The sequence below is a fragment of the Fictibacillus sp. NPDC058756 genome, from assembly GCF_042746035.1.
GTDB lineage: Bacteria > Bacillota > Bacilli > Bacillales > Fictibacillaceae > Fictibacillus.
This window is the reverse complement of record NZ_JBHYPU010000004.1, coordinates 12,828-34,154: the sequence shown is the minus strand read 5'-3', so window position 1 is coordinate 34,154 and position 21,327 is coordinate 12,828. Positions and strand designations below refer to the sequence as shown.

The following is a 21,327-nucleotide window of genomic DNA, read 5'->3' as shown; positions in this document are numbered from 1 at the left end:
AGGTAATTATTACACTTTTAATCTTATAAAAAATAGCCTACAATGGTAAAGATTTCCGTTTTCAAAACAGGAGGGTTTCCATGACCGCTAAAACAAAACACGCAGCAATCTTCCTGGCTATTTTTCTGCTTTGGATAAAAACTTATATTGTTTCTAAAGTTTCTTTTACGCTGCCTGCAGATCATTTCCTGCAAGAAATTTTATTATTTCTAAATCCGCTTAGTTTTCTCGTACTCTATTTTAGTTTCGCTTACTTTACTTCACCTTCTAAAAGAAGAAAAGTCATCATTTGGATGTCTTTTATTTATAGTTTTATATTATACGCCAATGTTGTATATTATCGATTTTTCACAGATTTCCTGACGATACCCGTACTTTTTCAGACGAAGAACGTTGGGGATATCGGCAATAGTGTTTATGAGCTCGTTTACGTGACTGATCTATTCTTTTTTGCCGATCTTTTTGTTTTGGCGTATCTATTAAAAAAGCCTCTGTTTCAGTCAGATCATTCTATAAAAACGAAAGAACGAAGAAAAGTCTTTGCATACGGGCTGGCTATTTTAGCGGTACACCTGATTTTAGCTGAGGTTAATCGTCCGCAGCTGTTAACTAGGACATTTGACAGGGAAATTCTAGTAAAAAGCCTGGGAACGTTTAATTACCATCTATATGACATCATGCTTCAATCAAGATCTTCCATGCAAAAAGCGCTGGCAAGCAATTTGGATGCAGAGGAAATTCTACATAAACTTAATAAAGAAACGGCAAACAATCCTGAATTATACGGGATAGCAAAAAACAAGAATCTAATTGTGATATCCCTTGAATCTACTCAAAACTTTGTCTTGAACTATGAAATTAACGGTGAGGAAGTAACACCATTTTTAAACGAACTTGCAAGATCCAGCTATTATTTTTCTGATTTTTATCATCAAACCGGACAAGGCAAAACGTCTGATTCGGAATTTTTGCTCGACAACTCACTATATCCGCTGCCAAGGGGTGCAGTTTTTCAGACGCATCCATTGAATGAATATAACGCCATGCCTGAGATCTTAAAAGCAAACGGCTATTATTCAGCTGTGTTTCACGGCAACAATAAAAGTTTCTGGAATCGCGATGTCATGTATAAGACGATGGGCTATGATCAATTTTTCAGTGAAGAATATTATAAGATCACAGACGAAAATACGATTAACTACGGATTGAAAGATATACCTTTCTTCCATCAATCCATACCCTACTTAAAAGACCTCCCGCAGCCTTTTTACGCGAGAATGATCACGTTAACGAACCATCATCCTTATTTAATCAATGAGGAGGAGCAGTGGATTGAACCATATCCAGTGAACGACGGGACAGTAAGCCGGTACTTTACCACCGTCCGTTACGCAGATGAGGCATTAATGCAGTTTTTTGATGATCTTAAGACATCTGGACTTTACGAGAATTCAGTAGTAGTGGTGTATGGAGATCATTATGGGATCTCGGAGCGACATCAGGAAGCGATGGCTGATGTTCTAGGAAAGGCATCCATTACAGCCTATAATCAAGTAGAGCTTCAGCAGGTTCCATTGTTCATCCATATCCCAGGTAAAAAAGGAAAAGTAGTCGAGACGGTTGGCGGACAGATTGATCTAAAACCTACTCTGCTTCACTTGCTTGGTATTGAAGCAAAAGATGATATTCATTTTGGTACAGACCTTTTTTCAAAAGATCATAATGAACTAACGGTACTTCGCAATGGTTCTTTTATTACGAAAGATTTCATTTATACGAGTGAAACATGCTACATTAAGCCATTTGGCGCACCGGTTGACCCCTCCAAATGTGAACCGTATATGGAAAAAGCCAAAGAAGAACTTGATCAGTCGGATCAGATTATATATGGTGATCTGCTAAGGTTCTTAAAACAAAAATAACCCTCGCGTTCGAAAGCCGTGGGCTAGCTGAGTTAGAAAATGTGATATGATTGTCCCTTCTGATTGTTTTCAGGAGGGAAATTTCATTTTTGGGGAGAAAATTAGAAAAAACTAAGCTGGTCAGGTTGAACCCCTCGTAAAACGCATAAAACAGGTGCAGTTTCGGGTGATACCTAACGGAGTATTAATCCTTATTCAAGGCGGTGATTCCACAAAAAAGCAGCCTCAATTCAGAAATTCGGCCACTTTATCCACGAGTTTTAGCCCTCACTCGAAAAATTTCAGCTGTTTATCCACGAGCCTACAATCCTCGATTTCGTCCCCTGCTATACCCTCATCCACTACCATTGTGACTTGCTCAGGTCACACCTCGTGCAGGGACTATTTTTTCGCGTTTCTCATCCTGATCATTGAGTAGTGCAAAGTGGTTTTTGGGAGCTGTTCGGCAAGCGGTTGAAGTGAAGGCATTATTCTAAGCTCCACTCCTTTTTGAACCATTGCTCCTAACAGTGACCCGACAGCCTCCATTTCAAGAGACCGCTCTGTTTCATATGATACGAAGTAGCCTGCACCTTCATCCATCATTGTAAAATGATCAGGAGCAAATGAATAACGGTAAAGCTTTGTGTTTTGCAGGCGGTCCAGCCAGTTGCTTTCTATCGCAATGATCTTGTCTGCTGAGGTTGTATGTAAGTACTTTTCACGGTCATCATCACTTGTTTCAGGTGTAGCCCAAAACCCAATTCTTGGACAATCACGCGGCAAAAGATATAGAGGGGAACGTTCTTCATCAATTGCCCAAACCATAGGCGGGCGGTCAGGAAAACTCGGATGTTTTCTTGGTTGAAAAATCTCGATATTATCTTCTTCTGAAAAGTGGTAGAGCATATTGATGTCCTCCTTTGTTATTTAAATCCTTCTTTTATTATCCTTTTAAACAAGGAAAAAAGGAATCTCCTATTTCAGAAGATCCCTTTATGAACCTGATCTTGAAACAATACAGAAACTTTCGCAAAACGACTTTATCGGTTTCGGCCATCATTATTTTACTGAAAGCCTTTCATAATAGAAGCTAGTTATTGGATTGTATAAATTCAATTTCCTCACGATCTGGTCCTTCATAAAAAACGGTTTGCCATCCGTTTTCTAGCTTATATGGTCCATCAGATGGTGTTATTCCTAATTGTTGAAGCTCTTTTATTTTAGCTTTCACACTTTCCACAGCAAAAGCGATATGAGTTGAGTGGGAATCAGACAATGTAGCAGGGATTAATTCCAGCGCAAATCCTTCGCCTCTTAAAAAGACGAGCTCTGCCTTATTCCAATTCATTGTTTCTTTTCTCTGAACTGGCAAAATTGTTTCATAGAATCGAAGCGATTTTTCTAAATCAGTAATGTAAATCCCAATATGATGAAGCATGCTATTCTCCTATAAAATCAGATTCATGTCGCCAAATTCGTGCCATAAATAACGCTGTTCGATGGCACCTTTATAAGCTTCATATAACTTATCTTTATCAACAAATGCGGAAAGCAGCTGCAGATGGCTGGCTTCTGGTTCATGCATACCTGTTATCAATCCATCACAGATTTGCAGTTTCGTATTTTCCGTAATGTACAAGTTCGTCCAGCCGGTATGAGCCTGGAGTTCATTTTTCTCAAGCGCTACAGTTTCTAATGCTCTGACTACCGTTGTGCCTACAGCTACTACTCGACCGCCAGCTTCTTTCGTCTCATGGATCAGGTTTACTGTTTCTTCAGGAACCTCATAGTTTTCAAAATTTTTGTCTGGTCCCTTATGCCATTTATCATCAAGAAGGTAGCTAAGTCCGGTATGAAGAGTGATGTATGCGATCTGCACACCTTTCTTTTGCAGCCGGAAAAGAAGTTCCCAGCTGAACGCACGGCCTGCTGACGGCATCTCAACTGACCCTGGAATGGTTGCAAACACAGTTTGATAATAATCAAGATTCCAAGGCTCTTGAATGTACTCGTATCTCACAGGCTCTCCCAGACTATAAATCTGGTTATAAAGAGAAGAACAGCACAAGTTAAAAGCTAGTGAAACGAAAGGTGAATCAGATGATTGTTCGACTACTGTTGCTGTGAGTGATGGTGAAAATCGGATGATTTCCCCTTTTTTAAGGTTTCCGCTAACCGGCAGGGCTTCCCATATGGATTCATTTTTTCTGTGAGCGAGCCTCACTTCTACTTCCGTTCCGTCTATCTCTCTTATACTTTTTAAAACTGCGGGAACTGTGCGGCTCGCATTAAGTACGAGAAGATCACCTTTTTTTAAATAACGGTCAAGCTGAAAAAATTTTGTATGTTCTGTATGGCCAGTAGTTTTGTCCAATACCATCATCTTCACGTAGTCTCTGCGAATTCCCCTGCGCTCCGGCGGTTCTTTCGCATTTAATTCTTGTGGAAGCTCAAACTTCATGGCAAATTCCATCAGTTTCCACTCCCCTCAAGCTGAAACTCTTGTGCTTCAAATCGTTTTCCAGTGATATGTCTTGACGCGTCTGATGCTAAGTAACCAAATACAGCAGTGATATCTTCAGGTTTCGCCAGTTCATAATCACAATCCGGAACTGCCAGATCGTGCATTTCCGTATCCATTTCTCCGGGGTCTACCATGTTTACGCGAACGCCAGATCCACTTACTTCATCAGCCCAAGTTTCTGTAAGACCTTCAAGTGCAAATTTTGAAATACCGTACGCTCCCCATCCTGCATAACCAGTTGCACCTGCTTCAGATGTGATGTTAATAATACTGCCTTGTTGTTTTTGCAGCATGATTGGCAGAACTCTTCTCGTCACGAGGAATGGTCCGATCGTGTTGACCCGCAATACTTCTTCAAAATCTTGTTCTGGATAATCCAGTAGATATGGCATCGGACTAGGTCCTAAGATCGAAGCATTGTTGATGAGAACATCGATTTTCCCAAAGTACTCTTCTGACAATGCTACAAAACGTTCCACATCTTTTGATAAAGACATATCTGCACTTACCGCCAGTACGTCTGCTCCAAATTGTTCTGCTTCCTCTTTCACATCTTGAATTCCCTGTTCATTACGTGCACAAATTGCTAAGTTGTATCCTTCTTTAGCAAAAAATAGCGTAAGCGCTTTCCCTAATCCTTTTGATGCTCCTGTAATCATCACAACTTTTTTCATGTTATAGCCTCCAATATTTAATTTTCGAGTTATTATATACTTTTTATACATTTATGTTTACTAAGTATTTAAATTATAATTCCCAATAATTTCATTCGTCAATGACTTTGTATTATAAATCGTTCGACAAATTCTTTAGATAAAGAAAAAACCTTGCCGCAGCAAGGTTTTATTTAAGCCGAAATGAAGCTCCATCAATGATCTCCACATCTTTTCTTTCTTTAATTTCCCTCATAAGCTGAAAGAGCGCTAAATCTTTTTTCTTAGATTCAATCATACAATCGATCTGTTCTACACTGCCTTTTACTTCTTTTAGGAAATCAAAAAACATATTAACATTCACGTAATCTGCATGATTTCTAAACTGTTTTTCATTCTTTGGGCTGGAAATGTGCATTTTTAACGGAAGCGTTGATTGTTTCCATGATTCTACTACTCTGGGCCAATGCTGCGTCCAATTTTCATCATGATGATAGGCAAGATGATGGTGATAATCAAAAACAAGCGGAATCTGAAGCTTTTCGCATAAGTAAAGGGCATCTGCCATCGTAAAAGACGTATCATCATTTTCCAGCATGATCATCTTTTGGATCTGGACGGGAACGTAAGCCCAATTTTGCACAAATCTCTCGAGTGCTACGTCTGTCTCTTTGTAATTGCCCCCAACATGCATCACACATCGGTGTGTTGTATCAATCCCCATATTTTTTAAAAGTTTATAGTGAAGCTGAAGCGTTTTTAAAGAGTTCTTCAGGACTTCTTTTTTAGGAGAGTTTATGAGAACAAAATGATCCGGATGAAAATCCAGTCTCATCTTATTTTTCAGGGCAAACTGTCCCATTTCATGAAGTGCATCAGCTAAAGGACTGATATAATCCCAGTCTAGTAAATCACCATGATTGGCAAGAGGGATAATTCTTGAAGTCATCCGATAAAAAGCAATATCGTGAGCCGCTGCGTGTTTTAAGATCCGCAATGTATTTGTGACATTTGCGAGCGAAATCCGTTCTAGTTTTCTTAACCCTGCTTCTCTGTTTTGAAGCTGGCTGAACTGTTTATATGTCATTGTCTTTGAAGGAGAAGCATTCTGCAGTTCCATGCTCATCGCAACAAATCCAAGCCGAATAATGGTCATTGGTCACACCTCATTTCATCTCTAACAGTATGACCATATGAAGTTATGATCTAACCAAAGCCATATAAAAAGCTTAACCGATGCTGCGCTAAGCTTTTGAAATAAGATAACTAGTTAAAAAGTTCGAGCCACTTTGGATAGTCAAACTGGCCGTCTGATATAGGGAAAAAGTTTCCGAGGATTCCTAAATGCATTTTTCCATGCTCTTCTGCAACAATGGGAGTATACGTCGAGAATATAAAGAAGTTTATACGTTCTAATTGATAATGTTTATTAAAGATTTCAGCTGTATTAACATGTGGATGCACAAAAATAGCTTCATAATCTTCTTTTGAGGGATTCGTTGTGGTTAGCGTAATTACTACGAGGGTTTACATTTATATACAATTTTCGACATACACAAAGCCACCTTAGAGCATTTCATACTAAGGTGGCTTTAGTATATCTTATCTATTAAGCTGCTGCTTTTGCCTGCTTTTTCTTTTTGCGTTTAAACAGGTTGCCGATATTCGCCAGCATTTCATAGATCACCGGTACGACAACTAATGTAAGCAATGTTGATACGGATAGACCGCCGATAACTACGATCGCCAGACTCTTCGAAACAAGGCTGCCGCTTGCTCCGCCAAACATTAGCGGAATCATAGCACAGATCGTCGCTACAGCTGTCATCAAAATTGGACGAAGACGGGTAGAACCCGCTTCTAAGATCGATTCTCTTACACTTAAGCCTTTTTCACGCTGCTGCTGAACGCGGTCGATGAATACAATCGCATTCGTTACAACAATACCGATCAGCATGAGTGCCCCGATTAATGATGAGATATCAACTGGAATTCGTGTAATAACAAGCGCCAGGATTGCTCCTATCGCTGCGAGCGGAAGTGAGAACAGAATCGCGAATGGTGCGCGCGCCTGACCGAATGTGATCACCATGATTAAGTATACGATCAGAATAGCCGCTCCCATCGTCATGAAGAGATCCATGAACTGTTCGTTCATTTCTTCTCCAACTCCGCCTAATGCGACTGATACGCCAGCTGGTTTCTCAATGTTTTTAAGGATATTCGCAATATCAGCGTTTACCTTTTTGATGTTTTTATCTGTAATGATACCCGTAACCTGCAGATACTCTTTCCCGTCTTTACGGAATACTTGAGCTTTTGCAGGCTGAAGCGATAGTTCAGCAACATCCTTTAAAGCAACTGGACCTTTTACAGGAGAAAGAATCGTTGTATTTAATAAATCGTCACGATCCTTCACATCACGTAAATCATAGTTCATCATGACCGGCAGTTTAATGCCTTCCAGCGTAATTTGACCTACTGGGCTGTTCGCTGTTAATCCTCTTACTTGCTGGGCAATATCTGCTGGTGTTAATCCAGCTTCTTGCGCTTTCGATTGATCAACATTCAGTACCCATTCATTTTTTAAATCTTCATTGTTGGATTGAACATTTTCAAGCCCTTTAACATCTTGCAGTTCTGCTGTCAGCTTTTCAGCCATTGGTGCCAGATCCGCTTGCTTTTCAGCAGTTATATTTAAACTGATGGAATCAGAGCTCCCACCCATCATACTTGCCATTGAAGCAGAAATTGTTGCAGGTGCGTATTCATTTTCAAGTTCTTTCATTTCTTCAACAAACTTTTCTGTATCAGCACCTTTTTCCATCTTTGCTACCAATCTTGCTGTGTTGTTTCCTTGAGCCATTCCCCATTGAGCCATCTCACTTGATACTCCAACTTGAGAGTAGCTTGAAACCACACCGTCGTAATTATTGATTACTTCTTCAAGCTTGTATGTTCCTTCTTTTACTGCATCAAGAGATGTATCTTTCGGATATTCGATACTAACGTTAACCATGCTTTCATCTGCTGATGCCATAGAGCCCGCTGGCATTACAACATAAAGAGCAATCGAACCGGCAAATAACAAGAAACAAAGTCCGCTAACGATCCATTTATGGTTCAATGACCAATTTAAAATGTTTAAATATCGTCTAGGCGGTTTTGGTGTATGTTCTTTTACATTCTTTAACATTTTGTAGCTCATTAAAGGTACTACTGTAAGTGCTACAAGCAGTGATGCCAATAGAGAATAAACCATCGTTAATGCAAAAGGCATAAAGAAGACACCTAGTGCACCTTCAACTAAACCAACCGGCAGGAAAACTGCAATAGTTGTAATCGTAGAAGACGTAATAGCTTTTGCTACTTCTCCTACCGAATCAACGATTAATTCCTTAGAGCGCTCTCCTGTCTGCAAACGGCGGAAAATATTCTCGATAACTACGATACTATCATCTACTAACCGTCCAACTGCTACAGCCAGACCACCTAATGTTAAAACATTGAGGGTTATGCCTGATTGATGCAATAAGAACAGTGTTAAGAAAATGGATAACGGGATACTGATTACAGCTATTACCGTTGACTTAAAATGGCGCAAGAAAAGGAGAATAACGACAGATGCAAACAACGCTCCAAGTGCTACTTCTTTTGCCATGCTCATTACAGAATCATAAACAGAATCTGATGTTGCATAGAACACCGAAAGTTTAAATGTGTCCCCATACTGCTTATTGATTTCTTTCATTTTCTCGCGTACATCGTCACCAATTTGGACGGCGTTTGCACTAGCTTCTTTCGTGACAGATAAATACATCGCGTCTTTTCCATCAACATGTGTAAACGATTCAAGACGCTGTTCATCTTTTAATTCAGCTACATCTTTTAATAAAACACCAGGTGCAACCGAAATGTTTTTCCACGCATCCAAGTCCTTCATTTCACCTAATACCCGAAGCGTGTTTGTTTTTTCATCAAGTGTTACGTTTCCTGCAGGAAGTGAAACATCTTTCCCCTGCAGAGCAGCCATGATCTGAGGAGCTGCTACCTTCTTATCCAGAAGTTTATCTTGATCCAGGGTTAAGGTAACCTCTCGTGTTGCTTTACCAAATAAGGCAACATCGGCTATACCTTCAACACCTTCTAGCTGGGGAATCACTTCTTCTTCAATAAGTTGATAATCTTCTGTAGTAAATGCACCGTCTTTGTTAATCGTCAGATCCATTATCGGAATCATGGACGTATTTAATTGGACGACGTAAGGTTTGTTGATTCCTTCAGGCAGCGGGAAATTGTTCGTCTTTCTTTCAACCTCTGCTGTTACTTCCTTCATATCTGACTTCATATCAAATGTTAAATCAATTCTAGAAATACCCTGTCCTGATACGGATGTTACGGATTCCACACCTTTTACGTTGCGAAGCTCTTGCTCCATCGGCTCCGTAATGGAATCTGTCATCGTTTCTGAATCCATGCCATCCGCAAGTGTCGTTACAGTCACCATAGGATTATCGATACTTGGTAAAAATTCCATCGGCAAGCGCTGTCCTGCATAAACCCCTAATGCAGAAATCAGCAAACACATAATTACGATGGCTGAGCGGTTTTTCAATGAAAACCAGGTCAGTTTCAACATATTTCCCTTCCTCCATCCCCTGTCGCCTCCACTAGTACAAAAGGCTCAAATATATCACAATACTTGGTTATTGTAGTATGTTTGATTAGGAAAAACAAGTAACATTTATAAAAATTTGCCAATTCTACACAAATAGAATTTTTCCAGCAAAAAGCTGCTCTCTTTTACATGAGAACAGCTGTGTAAATCTATGAAATTATGGTAAATATCGACGCGCTCCTGCATAACTGTCTTTCCAATATTTTGTATTTAATGACTGGATGCGCACCCCTTTAGAAGTTGCTGCAATAAATTCCTTGTTGCCTAGATAGATCCCGACAAAAGAGATACTTTTACCGTTTGTTTTAAAGAAAACGAGATCACCCATTTTTTCTTTGCCTTTCACAACAGCCGCTCCGCCTTTATATTGAGCGGCTGTTGTTCTTGGAATATCTTTATTCACTACGGTTGTTTTAAAAATATATTTGGTAAAACCTGATGCATCAAACCCTTTTGGCGTTGTGCCTCCCCACTTGAATGGAGTTCCCTTATAGAGTTTAGCGGTTTCAGTTACTTCCTGGTCATAGGATGGAGAAGCTTTTGCTGCGGTTACACCACCTAGAATTAATAGTGCAGCGAGCCCTAATGAAACAAATGCCAGCAGTATACGTTTCATATAAAACATCCTCTCTTAAATTAGCTCTTACAATCTATTAGTCGATGGGCTCTACCGCAAAGTTACTTTTTTTGCATAAGAAAAAGACTGCAAATTGCAGCCTTTTTCGACAATCTATTGATAGTGGTATACATTTTGCCCTGTAATGCCTTCGATCGGTTCATTTAGCTGGTAGGGTCCAATAGAATCAAGATTTGTATTCTTAAACATTATAGATTCGTATCCATAGCTTTCTGCCGTAAGAAGTATAGCATCAATCATCATCAGGTCTTCTGTATCCTCATGAGACAGTTTGAAAGTGTCAGGAAATGTGATCTCAACCGAATCATCTGCAATTTCCTTAACTCCAAACTCTAGATCTTTTGGCAGCAGCGGTTTCAATCCGTACCCTTGTTCTTCATCCATAACATCAAGTGCACCTTTTAATTCTCCAGGCAGTTCATCGCCTTCCAATCCTGCTGAAAATAAACTGACGATAAAAGCGTCTGTAGTTGGTGCATCATAACGGAAGTGAGGCGCTCCCGGAACTTCAAGATCTAAAGAATTTAACAGACCCATTCTAGGAAACTCATATCCCTCTTTACCGTCTGACCGGAATACCACTTTATACTTTTGGTTCTCATTCGCAAAAGTAAGTGCCATTAATGGCTTCAATAAAGATTCTTCGGCTTCATAAATTGAACCTGCCGGCCAGTCAATAAAGACGGTTTCTTCTTCCTCAGTAATCTTTGCACGCTGAAGCGGACTTCCAGAAAGGCCCGCTGCTTTTGGATCAAACTTTTTTATTTGATCGTTCACTTTAGTTAAATAATGGTCAGGATCGGTTACAAAACTAACGGGTACGACAAGCTGCGCTTGTTCGTCCAGATAACCTACCGTTACCCAATCTTGATCAACCCCGCCGCCATCAAGGCTGCTTTCTTGTATAGGACCATGATAAGCAACAGGTACAACTTTGTTTTCAGCTTTCTGACTCACCCTTTCGTCTGTGGCAGTTGAAGCTGCATCCATTCCTTTTGACCCTTTATCAGCTTCAAGAGCCATTTTGTTCTGCTCCATCTTTCCGCCGTTTTTTATAAGGTCAGGAACAAACACACCAAAAATAACAAGTGCACAAGCTGTCGCAAGGGCTGGAAGACTCCACGTCGGAAGCCGCTTCCCTTTATTGTCTTTATAATGAACCTTCGCCTGTACCTTTAAATAAAGCTCTTGTTTAGATCGGCGGTCTTTTATAGGGGGCAGACTTTTAAGATGCTGTTCAATGTTTTCGTCGTTCCACTTAATTGGTTCCATCTTTCAATTCCTCCTCCAGGCCCGGTTGCTGATCCAGCCAATTGCGCAATTCTTTTATGGCCCGGTGCTGGGTGGTTTTCACTTTGCTTTCTGTCCAACTTAAAATTTGCGCAGTTTCCGAGATAGATAATGACTGAATGTACCGAAGCACGAGTACCTGCTGCTGATCTAAAGAACAGCGTTTAAGCATTTTATATAAATCTTTAAAAGACTCTTTCTTTGCTATTAACTCTTCTGGAAGGGGGTCCTGATCTCTTAGCACACTTTCACTTTCTTTAATGTCAAAGATCAAAAATCGTTTGTTGCGCCGTGATTGTTTTCTTAGCCAGTCAATGGCCACATGCCTGGCGATCGAATACAACCATGTTTTTTCTGAACTTTTGCCTTCAAAACTTTCATACGCGTTTAATACCCGGATATAAACTTCCTGAACAAGATCCTCCGCCGATTCCCGGTTTCGGACCATGTAAAAAAGAAATTGAAACAACGCGTGGTGATATTCATCGTATAACCGGTCGAACGTTTCCTTCACCTCGAATGGCCCCCTGTCTATCTATTTATGTAGTCGTATTTACTTATAAAAAGTTACATTACAAACATGTTACTCTATTAGTCTACTCTTAATTGAGGCATCCCGAAAGGACCAATTTGTCGATAATTACCAACAAAAGCTTTACTTCTTAGACAAATAAAGTCGTTAAATAGAAAAAGGTGTTTCGTAAACATTACCGTTTTTGTAAGAGGTTAATTTCCGCTACAGAACTCGCTTTCGCAGGGTATGCGGTAAGCCCCGTGGAAAGCGAGCTACCTGGAGGGGAATTCAACGACTTCCAAAAGCAACAATGTATGCGAAAGCAGCCTTTAGAAAAGAGTAATAGAAAAAGACGCCGGTCTCGGCGTCTTTATTGCTGTACATAGTTCAAGAACATTTCTTCAATTGTATCCCAGGCAATTCGGTATTGCTCTTCTTCCCCTAAAAAAGAATAATGCAATACATTGCCGTCGCGAATTGCCCAGAAGATCCTTGAAATATTCTGCGGATCAATTTCCTTCTTAATTTCTCCGGCCTGCTGGCCTTCTACTATAATATTAACAATGTAGTCTATAAAACGGTTGTATCTCTCTGCAAGAATTTTTCTTAAATCTTCTTGCCTCGAGCCATAAAGCCAAAACTCAATATAAACACGCATTGTCTGCTGATCATCTTCTTTTAATTCTTGCTTTTTAAATCGCTTAAAGAGATTAGCAAGTTTTTCTTTCGCACTATTAAGGTTTGCATTCACTTCATCCATTTCTTCAAAAAACGTATTGGTGCGTTTTTTAAGAAGCTGCAAATAGATCTCTTCTTTGCTTTCGAAATAATTATAGATAGCGCCTTTACTGATGTTTGAATCTTTCACGATATCATCTATAATTGTCGCTTGATACCCTTTTTCACCGAAACATTTTAGGGCGCTCTCAAGTATGTGGTTTCGTTTCTCTTCTTTATACTGAGCTGAAACTTTAGGCATGATGCTTCCTCCATTTATGACACGTCTTCCATTTCAAGTATAACAGAGTTTTCAGTCTATTTCGGAAAAAGTTTTTGCTGCCTGGGATTCCATCTCTTTTTTAATCGGACGCTCCATATGGACTTGTTCCACGAACTTAGTAAAACCTGCCTCATTCAATAAGCGGTTTAACGCATCATCCTTTTTAGGGACGTTCATCGTTAATCTTCTTACAGCCCCTTCTTCTGGAGCAAAGGCAAAATTGATCAAATTCGCTGTTGCTTCTTCCTCTAGATGATATTCAGGGTTAACCCCGCACTGATACAGTACAATGCCTGCCAGCTCTCCTGTTTCTTTAAAGCCCTTTTTATATACTGCATATCCGATAGTTTTTTCACCATCTATTGCAACCGCACATGAAAAATCTTTTAAACTTTGGAATTGTGTTTGCCATGCAGTAAGAGGCTCAAAGAATGGCAATGATTTGATCTCCTGCATATCCGCATTTTTTACAGTGACATTTGAACCTAGTCCTTGATATACAGAAATCTCTCCTACATGCTGCATAAAAGCAAGTTCTTCAAACGTTTGATAGCCCATCTTTTCATATAACTTTATTGCTGTTTCATTCTCTTTAATTGCTTCTAGACGTGCAATATCTACATTCTGCTCTTCGTAGATCTCTAGACAGACTGAGATTAATTTTTTCCCGATTCCCATTCCTCTATAATCAGGTGCGATCGCAGTGCCTCCGTTCCATACATATTGTTTGCCGTTAATCGTTCTAAAACTGTTCAGTACAAATCCCGCGAGTTTCCCTTCGTAAACAGCTGCAACGGAATTTTCTAATGAGATTCCCTCCCCTGTTACTTTTTGCAAGAAACGGTTGAGGTCCATCGTCATATCAGAGAAGTAGTGTTTCCAAGATTCATTCCATAAAGATATAGCTTCGTTAAAAGATAACTCACTAAAACGTTTAATGACTAGCACATGCTTCACTCCCTGAAATTAATTTTAAAACGACTGGTCGTTTTATTTAATTTCATTTTATTAAAAGCAACGATGGATGACTATTAAAATCGTTCGACAAATATTTAATGGGTCCATAGACTTTATTAAATTTTATTTTTAAAAATAAAAAATTGGGGCTGCCAAAAGTAAGTTAAACTTACTTTTGGGACAGCCCATCATTTTTCTTCTAATAAGGTTTTAAAGTGCTCATAATATTCTTCCAGCTTTCGATCCTCCTGCTGGATAAATTCCTCTCTTTGTTTATCCGAGGTAAGTTCCAATGCTTTCCCTCCGAGTTCACAAAGATCATCCAGTACACCGGATGTCTTTTCTCCAACTTCTACATCTTCCTTTAACAGCTGGCATATTTCAGTTAAACGGTTTAATTCAATTTCACTTGCGGTCTGTTTTTGAATGATTTGTCCGAGCATAGAATAGATAAGCTCAGCGCGTTCTTTTGTCTGTGGTTTCATGAGATCACTCCCTCTTTTACTCATTTTTCCCCTTCATTCATTTCATAAACTGTTTTATTTAGGAAGAGAATGGGTAAATCAAGGATAGTATCCAAAGAAAGGAAGAGTGCTGTGGCTAAAAGAACAGAGCTCCGTCAGCAAAAGAAACGGTCACGCTGGATCCGGCGAACTGCTATTATTACTCTCATATTTTTCTTATCCAGCGTGACCTTCGGAGGCGCAATGATATTTGCCTATGTAAATGGAACTCCGAAATTAACGGAAGAAGCCTTAAATGATCCGCAATCTTCTATGATCTATGATATGAACGATGAGTTTGTCACTTATGTTACAAGCAATGAACGCAGAGAATACGCTAAAATTGGAGACATTCCTGAACTTGTGCAGCAAGCGTTTATCTCAACAGAGGATACCCGCTTTAAAGAACACATGGGTGTTGATGTTAAACGCATATTTGGAGCGGCATTAGCAAACGTGCAAGATGGTTTTGGTGCAGAAGGTGCGAGTACCATCACTCAGCAAGTCGTAAAAAACAGTGTGCTGTCATCAGATAAAACGATTAAGCGGAAAGTACAGGAAGCATACCTTGCGATTCAGTTAGAACAAAAGTACTCCAAAGACGAAATTTTAGAGATGTACTTAAATAAGATTTATTTTGGCGGTGGAGCTTACGGGGTTGCAACTGCATCCAAGACGTACTTCAACAAACCGCTACAAGATTTAACACCAGCTGAAGCTGCATTATTAGCAGGTCTTCCTCAAAGACCTAGCGGATATGACCCTTTTCTTCATCCAAAAGCGGCTGAGGAGAGACGCAATACAGTTTTAGAGTTAATGTACAAAAATGGTGCTATTACAAAAGAACAGAAAGAAAAAGCAGTAAAAACTTCAGTTACTGATACACTGGTTAAAGAAAAAGCCAAGCGATTAAAATATGAATCTTTCATTCAGCAAGTAATAAAAGAATTAAAAGAGAAAGGCATCTCAGAACGTGCTATTTATGAAGGCGGTTTAAAAATCTACACAACTCTGGATCCAAAAGCACAGGCACATACTGAAAAAGTTCTGTCTACAGAAGAGTATGTAAAGTATCCTAGTGAAAAGTTTAAAGCGGGTGTAGCGCTTCTCGATACGAAGACAGGAGTCATTCGTGCTTTAGGCGGAAACAGAACGAGCGGTGATGAAGATATCGCAAAAGGATTTAACTATGCCACTGACACACAAAGGCAGCCAGGTTCAACGATCAAACCGATTCTTGATTACGGTCCTGCCATCGAAAAGTTAAAATGGTCGACTTATAAACAAATAAAAGATGAGGAATTAAAAATCGGTGATTGGGAAGCAGGCAACTGGGATGATGAATTCCATGGAGACGTTTCTATGCGGGAAGCACTCGTTATGTCTTACAATATTCCTGCGATAAAAACATTTATGGAAGTTGGATCTGAAGATGCCGTTAAGTTTGCCAATAACCTCGGCATCCCGCTTAAGGCTGCTTATCCCGCTTATGCAATCGGCGGATTTAAGCATGGTCCTTCCCCACTGGAACTTGCCGGAGCATACACAGCCTTTGGAAATAAGGGTGTGTATCATAAACCAACAACTTTGCGTAAAGTTAAGTTTTCCGATGGCTATGAGAAGAAGTTTGAATCAAAACCTGTTGCAGCGATGCATGACTACACCGCATATATGGTTACAGATATGCTGAAAGACGTCGTGAAGCGAGGTACAGGAACATTAGCTGCTATTCCTGGATTAGAAGTGGCCGGCAAAACTGGTACAACGAACATGCCTGAAGGATTGGATATTGAAAAAGGATCCAGCGATTCATGGTTTGCAGGATATACCACCAATTACACTGCAGCTGTATGGACGGGGTATGACAAGACGAACGCCGAACAATATTTAACCCCTGAAGACCAAAAAATTGCTAAATATATCTTTAAATCAATTGTTTCTGAGGTTTCGAAAGATAAGAAAACAGCCGGTTTTGAAAAGCCAAAATCCGTAGAAGAAATCTATATTAATAAAGATACTGGCTATATCACAAAAGATAAGAATGGTTCCAACACAGTTAGAGAGCTCATTGTAAAAGGAACTTCTACAAAAGAGCTTTTAGCACCAATAAAAGAAAAGAAAGCTCCAAAGAAGAAAGAATCGAAAGAGAATGAAGAAAAAGAGAAAGATAAAGAAAAGAAAAAGGAAGAAGAGTCTAAACAAAAAGAAGAAGAAAAAAGAAAAGAAGACGAAGACGAGAATACAGATCCTCCTCCTCCAACTGAACCAAAAGGAGATGACGAAGCTGATCCTCCACCACCACAGGATGACGAACCGGACGATCCCGGAACAGACCCTGAACCAGAGGATCCGCCAACAGAACCTGAAGATCCGGAAGAACCAGAGCCAGAACCAGACACACCACCAACTGATCCGCCAGCAGAAGATGATGGCACTGCAGAAACTAACGCAACAACGACAGAAACTCAAACAGTAACGAATTAACCGCAGAGTATTATTCTAATAGATTAGTGTTTATGCACATTTATTGTTGAGTACGCTTCTTTGACTAGTTGATTGGAGCGTAAGGTGCGAGACTCCTGCGGGATCAGCGGGACAGGTGAGACTCCTAATGGTGCAAAGCGCCAAGGAGGCTCAGTGCACGCCCTGTGGAAAGCGAGCATCCTGTAGCGGAAATCAACATCTTCTCATAGCAACAATGTATAAAAAATAGCCATCACAAAAAGTAACCCTAAATATTTCAGGGTTACTTTTTTATGAACTCATATAAGAAAGATTCTCCATTCCGATAAAACCTCGGGTCATAGATTCCCAGCTTGTCATCTTCTTCAACTACAACAACGAAAGGAGACCATTCATGAAGAGTTTTTGCTCTCGGATTCTCTTCAAAAAGCGGTGCAAGATCGGCTTCATCCTTTGAGATCAAACGGTGCTCTAATTCAGGTTTTATAAAAATGCTGTCTTTTACAATCTCTACTTCGTTCCCATCTTTTCTGATCACCTGAAATTGAGTAGGCACAAAACCTGCAGCCAGTGCTACATCTTCATACTTTTCCTTTGCTTCATTATAAATGATATATCCTTGAGCAGACTGGATGGCAACATGAGCGATCATTAGCAGCCATACCACTCTGAATACTTTATACCTTTCACTGGCTGGTTTTTTTCGAGAAACAATGAATCCAGCAAGCATCAGAAACCAAAACACAAAATCGACAATCGGAATCGTCCCGAATGTTACACGATAACTGGAGAAAGGTTCGATATAACCGGTTCCCCATGTATTGAAAAGATCACTCGTATCATGTATGAAAACAGCTAGAAGTGCCCAATAAAAAAGCCGCCTGTCTTTTACTCTAAATAATAGACGACTCAAATAGTAAATCACGATTCCCCAGATTGGTATTAGAAAAAACGAGTGCGTTAAGCCTCTATGCCACATTTGCTGCATGATTCGCCCAGTTTCAGTCAGATTAACGACCACGTCAATATCAGGTATTTGACTGCACACTACAGTTGTAAGCAGGAGTGCTCTTTTATGTGACTTATCCATATTTGATTTATTTGCCGCACCATAAAGGGTTAATCCAAATAAAGTATGCGTAATTGTATCCATGTGCCCTCTTTATTTTTTTATTTGGCTGTTTTCGTATCCATTGTTGCTCCTGAAAGTTAGTTGATTTCCGCTCCAAGCTGCTCGCTTTCCACGGGGCGTGCGGTGAGCCTCCTGCCGCTTTGCGCCATTAGGAGTCTCCACCTGACCGCTCGTCCCGTAGGAGTCGGCAACCTTGCGCTCCAATCAACTTACAAATGATGACATTAGAAAAAAACTTAAGCAACAATCCTTTAGAAAAGAGCGTTTTATTATATGGTAACGGAAAAAAGAGCTTCTGTCTTGATAGAAGCTCTTTCCATAACTTCAATTATTTCCCGAAATAATTTCCGGGGAAATTCGACTTTATTTCCTATCGGTCAACACTTCCTGTTTTAATACGTCAATCCCTTTCGCCGTAAGGAATTCTTCAATTTGAATTCTATGATGTTCGTCGTGTTCCACCAGTCCGCCAATATATTCACATAATGTAATCATTTTTGAACCCATTTCAATCTTTTCCTGCCAAACAAAACTCGGGACTTCTCCTAACTTCTTTGCAACTACTTGGCGGCATTCAATCACTTCATCTAGAAGCTGGTTTTTGGATATGCCTGACTTTGCTTCATTTGCAGCATTGCTGTTGATCTCTTCAACGTTTATTTTTTTTGACGGAATTTCAGATCCGCTCACAAAATAAGCAACTCTCTCATCCCAGACAAAGACATCCCATGCTTTAATATGGGCAACAATTTCACCAACTGACCATTTCCCATCTTTAATAGGCACCAGCCAATATTCCTCTGGCATTTGTTTAAGCTGCAGAAGCCAATTCGTAAAACTCTTATACTTAGTCAGCACTTCACTCATGGTTGTCCTCCTTTAATTTCAAAACTTTTTGATTTTAATTAGGGTATTGTCCCTGTCACTCCTTCTCCTGGGACATACACTATAGATGAAAGCATAAGGCACAAGAAAGAAGGAGGAATTACAGCATGTTTGGAAAGAGACAACAACAACGTAACTGGGGATATCCAGGATACGGATACGGCTGCTGCTCTCCATGTGGCGGTTATGGCTATGGCGGCGGATATGGATACGGAAGCGGTGGCGGAGTGTTCGCTTTAATTGTAGTGCTTTTTATCCTTCTCATCATCATCGGTGCGACGTTGAGATAAGAACAGCCCAAAGGCGAGAGTTTCAGCTCTTGCCTTTTTTGTTTATCCTATTTTCCGCTCTGTTAAAAAAACAAAAGATTCGCATGAGACAGATTCCTCTTTACCTTTTTCTCTCTTCTTCACTTTTTTCCTGCCAGGCAATTGATCACCGGCTCGCTTTATTCCTTCAGCCATAAAGTTAAACGCCATGATAACTGCAGCAAAGCTTAGTACCGGAAAAAACACAAGCCATGGTGCAAGTCTTAACTGAGCATAATAACCTCCTAACAAGCCTGACCATTCGTTTGAAACTGAAGCAGGTATCAAAAATTCCATTCCATATTCCCTATAGATTGTTCCTCCAAAAAAAACACCTAATATGCCTAGATGAGCAAGTAACAATAACACTGCAATCACCTGCTGGACATACATAAGGACGAGCCTCGGCCATAGATGAGGCATAACATGTTTAAATAAAATACGAACCCTGCTTCCTCCCATTAACTTGGCACTCGTGATAAATTCGTTTCTCTGGATTAAATTTATTTCTTCCTTTATCAGTATCGCCGTATTGGGAACTGCAATTAGGACCATCAGCATGATCTGAAAAAATGCTTTTTCCCAAAAAGTTATTTGTTCTGCTGTGACAATCGGTCCTACTATGAAAAGGATTAATAGAGCCGACGGTATATAATAGAAAGATTGCCCTAATCCTTTAATGAACGGAAGAACTTTGCCGGCACTTAGCAACAAAATTCCAGCAAAGAATGATAGGAATAATCTAAGGAAACTAGCAGCGAATGCAACACCCAAAGTGTATTTTGCACCAGAAATAATCTGATAGAATAAATCCGCTCCCATACGATCACTCCCGAACCAATACTTACTTGAAGGTTCAAAAGGCGCTCTATCAACAGGTGTAATTCCTTCATAGATAATCTGATTTTCATAGATTTCATTATTCATGACAAAATGATGGTAAAAACTAAAGCTAATCAAAGCAAAAATAAATAAAAAACCAGCTAGAAAAAAAGGGTCTTTCCAAATCGCTTTTATCATTTTTCACCCACCCACTTATACGTAAAAATTCTAAGAGCCGTAAAAAATAGAAACATGGGTATAAATAATAGAAGCATAGAAATCGTAAAAATAGCAGGGTTCCCCATTTCTCTTACCAGTGTTGTAACTCCATAGATATTAAACAAGTATTCAACCATTAATAGATTAGAAAGCATAAACCAGAGGATATTGCGAGATTGGTGAAAAACACTTAACAGCGTGTTCGGAAGTACATGCCTCCAGAGAATGCGAAATCTGCCAATCCCTTTACCCTTAGCAGTATCAATGTATTGTTTTTTGAATTCCTCTTCCATATTAAGGAGCAATATCCTCAAAATAAGCAGAGTTGGCAATACCGTTAAACAAAAGATCGGTACAAAATAAGTTTTCTGGTCATACAAAGAGACAATCTGAAACAGGAGAATATTCGTCTTCTTAAAAAACCAGATAATAAAGAACTGCATTCCAATCGCAATGAGAACATCAGGAATCGATTCGAACATAAACGAAAATACACGGATCTTATCCTTTAATCGTGTTGGAAGCGTAAAAATCCCAAGAGCAAACATAAGCGCTAAGAGAATGGCGATAAAAAATGAAGAAAATAAAATGGTTAATGAATATCCGATTATACCCCATATTTCTGGAAAGAGAGGGTATACTCCGCTTCCGGTAAAATACACGATTTCAGAAGGTTTCATCATCGTTTTAAATAGTTCCCCTATTCCATCTAAATAGCTGCCTGTATTAAACGACAACCCTGTAAACATAAACGGTACTGAGCCTAAGAGAATAATTCCAACAACAGATAGAATGAGAGAGAGCAAACTATCTTTTAATATATATGGCATAACGTCCC

General features: G+C 39.7%; 19 protein-coding genes. 3 read left to right on the top strand and 16 right to left on the bottom strand.

Features of this window, described 5'->3' with window-relative positions:
* Positions 1–80 precede the first annotated feature (80 nt).
* Positions 81–1,922, top strand: coding sequence for an LTA synthase family protein (locus ACFW35_RS18765; RefSeq protein WP_379848103.1), 1,842 nt, complete (start codon positions 81–83; stop codon positions 1,920–1,922).
* 381 nt (positions 1,923–2,303) lie between these two features.
* Here ACFW35_RS18765 and ACFW35_RS18760 read toward each other — a convergent pair whose 3' ends face one another.
* From ACFW35_RS18760 to ACFW35_RS18705, 12 genes are all read right to left on the bottom strand, one after another.
* A complete protein-coding gene (locus ACFW35_RS18760) occupies positions 2,304–2,810 on the bottom strand; it encodes a DUF6886 family protein (protein WP_379848102.1) in 507 nt (168 codons plus the stop codon).
* Positions 2,811–2,994: 184 nt separating this feature from the next.
* Positions 2,995–3,342 carry a VOC family protein gene (locus ACFW35_RS18755; RefSeq protein WP_379848100.1) on the bottom strand — a complete coding sequence of 116 codons (348 nt, stop codon included), beginning with the start codon at positions 3,340–3,342 and terminating at the stop codon, positions 2,995–2,997.
* Positions 3,343–3,351: 9 nt separating this feature from the next.
* Positions 3,352–4,377, bottom strand: a complete 1,026-nt coding sequence (locus ACFW35_RS18750) for an S-adenosylmethionine:tRNA ribosyltransferase-isomerase (RefSeq protein ID WP_379848098.1) — start codon at positions 4,375–4,377, stop codon at positions 3,352–3,354.
* A complete protein-coding gene (locus ACFW35_RS18745) occupies positions 4,377–5,102 on the bottom strand; it encodes an SDR family NAD(P)-dependent oxidoreductase (RefSeq protein WP_379848096.1) in 726 nt (241 codons plus the stop codon). Before ACFW35_RS18745 ends, ACFW35_RS18750 begins: the two co-directional genes overlap by 1 nt.
* Before the next feature lie 169 nt (positions 5,103–5,271).
* The gene (uvsE, locus tag ACFW35_RS18740) at positions 5,272–6,237 is read right to left on the bottom strand and encodes a UV DNA damage repair endonuclease UvsE (RefSeq protein ID WP_379848094.1); all 966 of its coding nucleotides are present in this window, start codon (positions 6,235–6,237) and stop codon (positions 5,272–5,274) included.
* 453 nt (positions 6,238–6,690) lie between these two features.
* Positions 6,691–9,720 (bottom strand): efflux RND transporter permease subunit, encoded by a 3,030-nt coding sequence (locus ACFW35_RS18735; RefSeq protein ID WP_379848092.1) that lies wholly within the window; start codon positions 9,718–9,720, stop codon positions 6,691–6,693.
* A 196-nt stretch (positions 9,721–9,916) separates the two neighbouring features.
* Entirely contained in the window at positions 9,917–10,375 is a 459-nt protein-coding gene (locus tag ACFW35_RS18730; protein WP_379848090.1) for a C40 family peptidase, read from the bottom strand.
* 114 nt (positions 10,376–10,489) lie between these two features.
* Complete coding sequence (locus ACFW35_RS18725; protein WP_379848088.1) at positions 10,490–11,668, bottom strand: hypothetical protein; 1,179 nt, start codon at positions 11,666–11,668, stop codon at positions 10,490–10,492.
* Entirely contained in the window at positions 11,655–12,200 is a 546-nt protein-coding gene (gene sigX, locus ACFW35_RS18720; protein WP_379837394.1) for an RNA polymerase sigma factor SigX, read from the bottom strand. Before sigX ends, ACFW35_RS18725 begins: the two co-directional genes overlap by 14 nt.
* 370 nt (positions 12,201–12,570) lie before the next feature.
* Entirely contained in the window at positions 12,571–13,179 is a 609-nt protein-coding gene (locus ACFW35_RS18715; protein WP_379837392.1) for a TetR/AcrR family transcriptional regulator, read from the bottom strand.
* A 51-nt stretch (positions 13,180–13,230) separates the two neighbouring features.
* On the bottom strand, positions 13,231–14,148 hold the full coding sequence (locus ACFW35_RS18710) for a GNAT family N-acetyltransferase (RefSeq protein ID WP_379848086.1): 918 nt from the start codon (positions 14,146–14,148) through the stop codon (positions 13,231–13,233).
* Between the two features lie 197 nt (positions 14,149–14,345).
* Positions 14,346–14,642, bottom strand: coding sequence for a hypothetical protein (locus ACFW35_RS18705; RefSeq protein WP_379848084.1), 297 nt, complete (start codon positions 14,640–14,642; stop codon positions 14,346–14,348).
* Positions 14,643–14,753: 111 nt separating this feature from the next.
* On the opposite strand from ACFW35_RS18705, the gene ACFW35_RS18700 reads away from it, so the two are divergent.
* Positions 14,754–17,144 carry a transglycosylase domain-containing protein gene (locus ACFW35_RS18700; RefSeq protein ID WP_379848082.1) on the top strand — a complete coding sequence of 797 codons (2,391 nt, stop codon included), beginning with the start codon at positions 14,754–14,756 and terminating at the stop codon, positions 17,142–17,144.
* A gap of 262 nt (positions 17,145–17,406) precedes the next feature.
* On the opposite strand, the gene ACFW35_RS18695 is transcribed toward ACFW35_RS18700, so the two are convergent.
* Together ACFW35_RS18695 and ACFW35_RS18690 are read right to left on the bottom strand one after the other, a co-directional pair.
* Entirely contained in the window at positions 17,407–18,276 is an 870-nt protein-coding gene (locus ACFW35_RS18695; RefSeq protein WP_379848080.1) for a metal-dependent hydrolase, read from the bottom strand.
* Positions 18,277–18,618: 342 nt separating this feature from the next.
* Positions 18,619–19,122, bottom strand: a complete 504-nt coding sequence (locus ACFW35_RS18690; protein WP_379848078.1) for a DinB family protein — start codon at positions 19,120–19,122, stop codon at positions 18,619–18,621.
* Between the two features lie 125 nt (positions 19,123–19,247).
* Here ACFW35_RS18690 and yjcZ point away from each other — a divergent pair, with 125 nt between their 5' ends.
* A complete protein-coding gene (yjcZ, locus tag ACFW35_RS18685; protein ID WP_379837378.1) occupies positions 19,248–19,430 on the top strand; it encodes a sporulation protein YjcZ in 183 nt (60 codons plus the stop codon).
* A 42-nt stretch (positions 19,431–19,472) separates the two neighbouring features.
* Here yjcZ and ACFW35_RS18680 read toward each other — a convergent pair whose 3' ends face one another.
* Together ACFW35_RS18680 and ACFW35_RS18675 are read right to left on the bottom strand one after the other, a co-directional pair.
* Positions 19,473–20,468, bottom strand: a complete 996-nt coding sequence (locus tag ACFW35_RS18680) for an ABC transporter permease (RefSeq protein ID WP_379848076.1) — start codon at positions 20,466–20,468, stop codon at positions 19,473–19,475.
* Complete coding sequence (locus ACFW35_RS18675; RefSeq protein ID WP_379848074.1) at positions 20,465–21,319, bottom strand: ABC transporter permease subunit; 855 nt, start codon at positions 21,317–21,319, stop codon at positions 20,465–20,467. Before ACFW35_RS18675 ends, ACFW35_RS18680 begins: the two co-directional genes overlap by 4 nt.
* Positions 21,320–21,327: the final 8 nt, after the last annotated feature.

What these genes read in the sequence shown, in the direction of transcription:
- ACFW35_RS18765 (WP_379848103.1), top strand. Translation starts at nt 81, where the DNA reads ATGACCGCTAAAACAAAACACGCAGCAATCTTCCTGGCTATTTTTCTG.
- ACFW35_RS18760 (WP_379848102.1), bottom strand. Translation starts at nt 2,810, where the DNA reads ATGCTCTACCACTTTTCAGAAGAAGATAATATCGAGATTTTTCAACCA.
- ACFW35_RS18755 (WP_379848100.1), bottom strand. Translation starts at nt 3,342, where the DNA reads ATGCTTCATCATATTGGGATTTACATTACTGATTTAGAAAAATCGCTT.
- ACFW35_RS18750 (WP_379848098.1), bottom strand. Translation starts at nt 4,377, where the DNA reads ATGGAATTTGCCATGAAGTTTGAGCTTCCACAAGAATTAAATGCGAAA.
- ACFW35_RS18745 (WP_379848096.1), bottom strand. Translation starts at nt 5,102, where the DNA reads ATGAAAAAAGTTGTGATGATTACAGGAGCATCAAAAGGATTAGGGAAA.
- uvsE (WP_379848094.1), bottom strand. Translation starts at nt 6,237, where the DNA reads ATGACCATTATTCGGCTTGGATTTGTTGCGATGAGCATGGAACTGCAG.
- ACFW35_RS18735 (WP_379848092.1), bottom strand. Translation starts at nt 9,720, where the DNA reads ATGTTGAAACTGACCTGGTTTTCATTGAAAAACCGCTCAGCCATCGTA.
- ACFW35_RS18730 (WP_379848090.1), bottom strand. Translation starts at nt 10,375, where the DNA reads ATGAAACGTATACTGCTGGCATTTGTTTCATTAGGGCTCGCTGCACTA.
- ACFW35_RS18725 (WP_379848088.1), bottom strand. Translation starts at nt 11,668, where the DNA reads ATGGAACCAATTAAGTGGAACGACGAAAACATTGAACAGCATCTTAAA.
- ACFW35_RS18715 (WP_379837392.1), bottom strand. Translation starts at nt 13,179, where the DNA reads ATGCCTAAAGTTTCAGCTCAGTATAAAGAAGAGAAACGAAACCACATA.
- ACFW35_RS18705 (WP_379848084.1), bottom strand. Translation starts at nt 14,642, where the DNA reads ATGAAACCACAGACAAAAGAACGCGCTGAGCTTATCTATTCTATGCTC.
- ACFW35_RS18695 (WP_379848080.1), bottom strand. Translation starts at nt 18,276, where the DNA reads ATGGATACAATTACGCATACTTTATTTGGATTAACCCTTTATGGTGCG.
- ACFW35_RS18690 (WP_379848078.1), bottom strand. Translation starts at nt 19,122, where the DNA reads ATGAGTGAAGTGCTGACTAAGTATAAGAGTTTTACGAATTGGCTTCTG.
- yjcZ (WP_379837378.1), top strand. Translation starts at nt 19,248, where the DNA reads ATGTTTGGAAAGAGACAACAACAACGTAACTGGGGATATCCAGGATAC.
- ACFW35_RS18680 (WP_379848076.1), bottom strand. Translation starts at nt 20,468, where the DNA reads ATGATAAAAGCGATTTGGAAAGACCCTTTTTTTCTAGCTGGTTTTTTA.
- ACFW35_RS18675 (WP_379848074.1), bottom strand. Translation starts at nt 21,319, where the DNA reads ATGCCATATATATTAAAAGATAGTTTGCTCTCTCTCATTCTATCTGTT.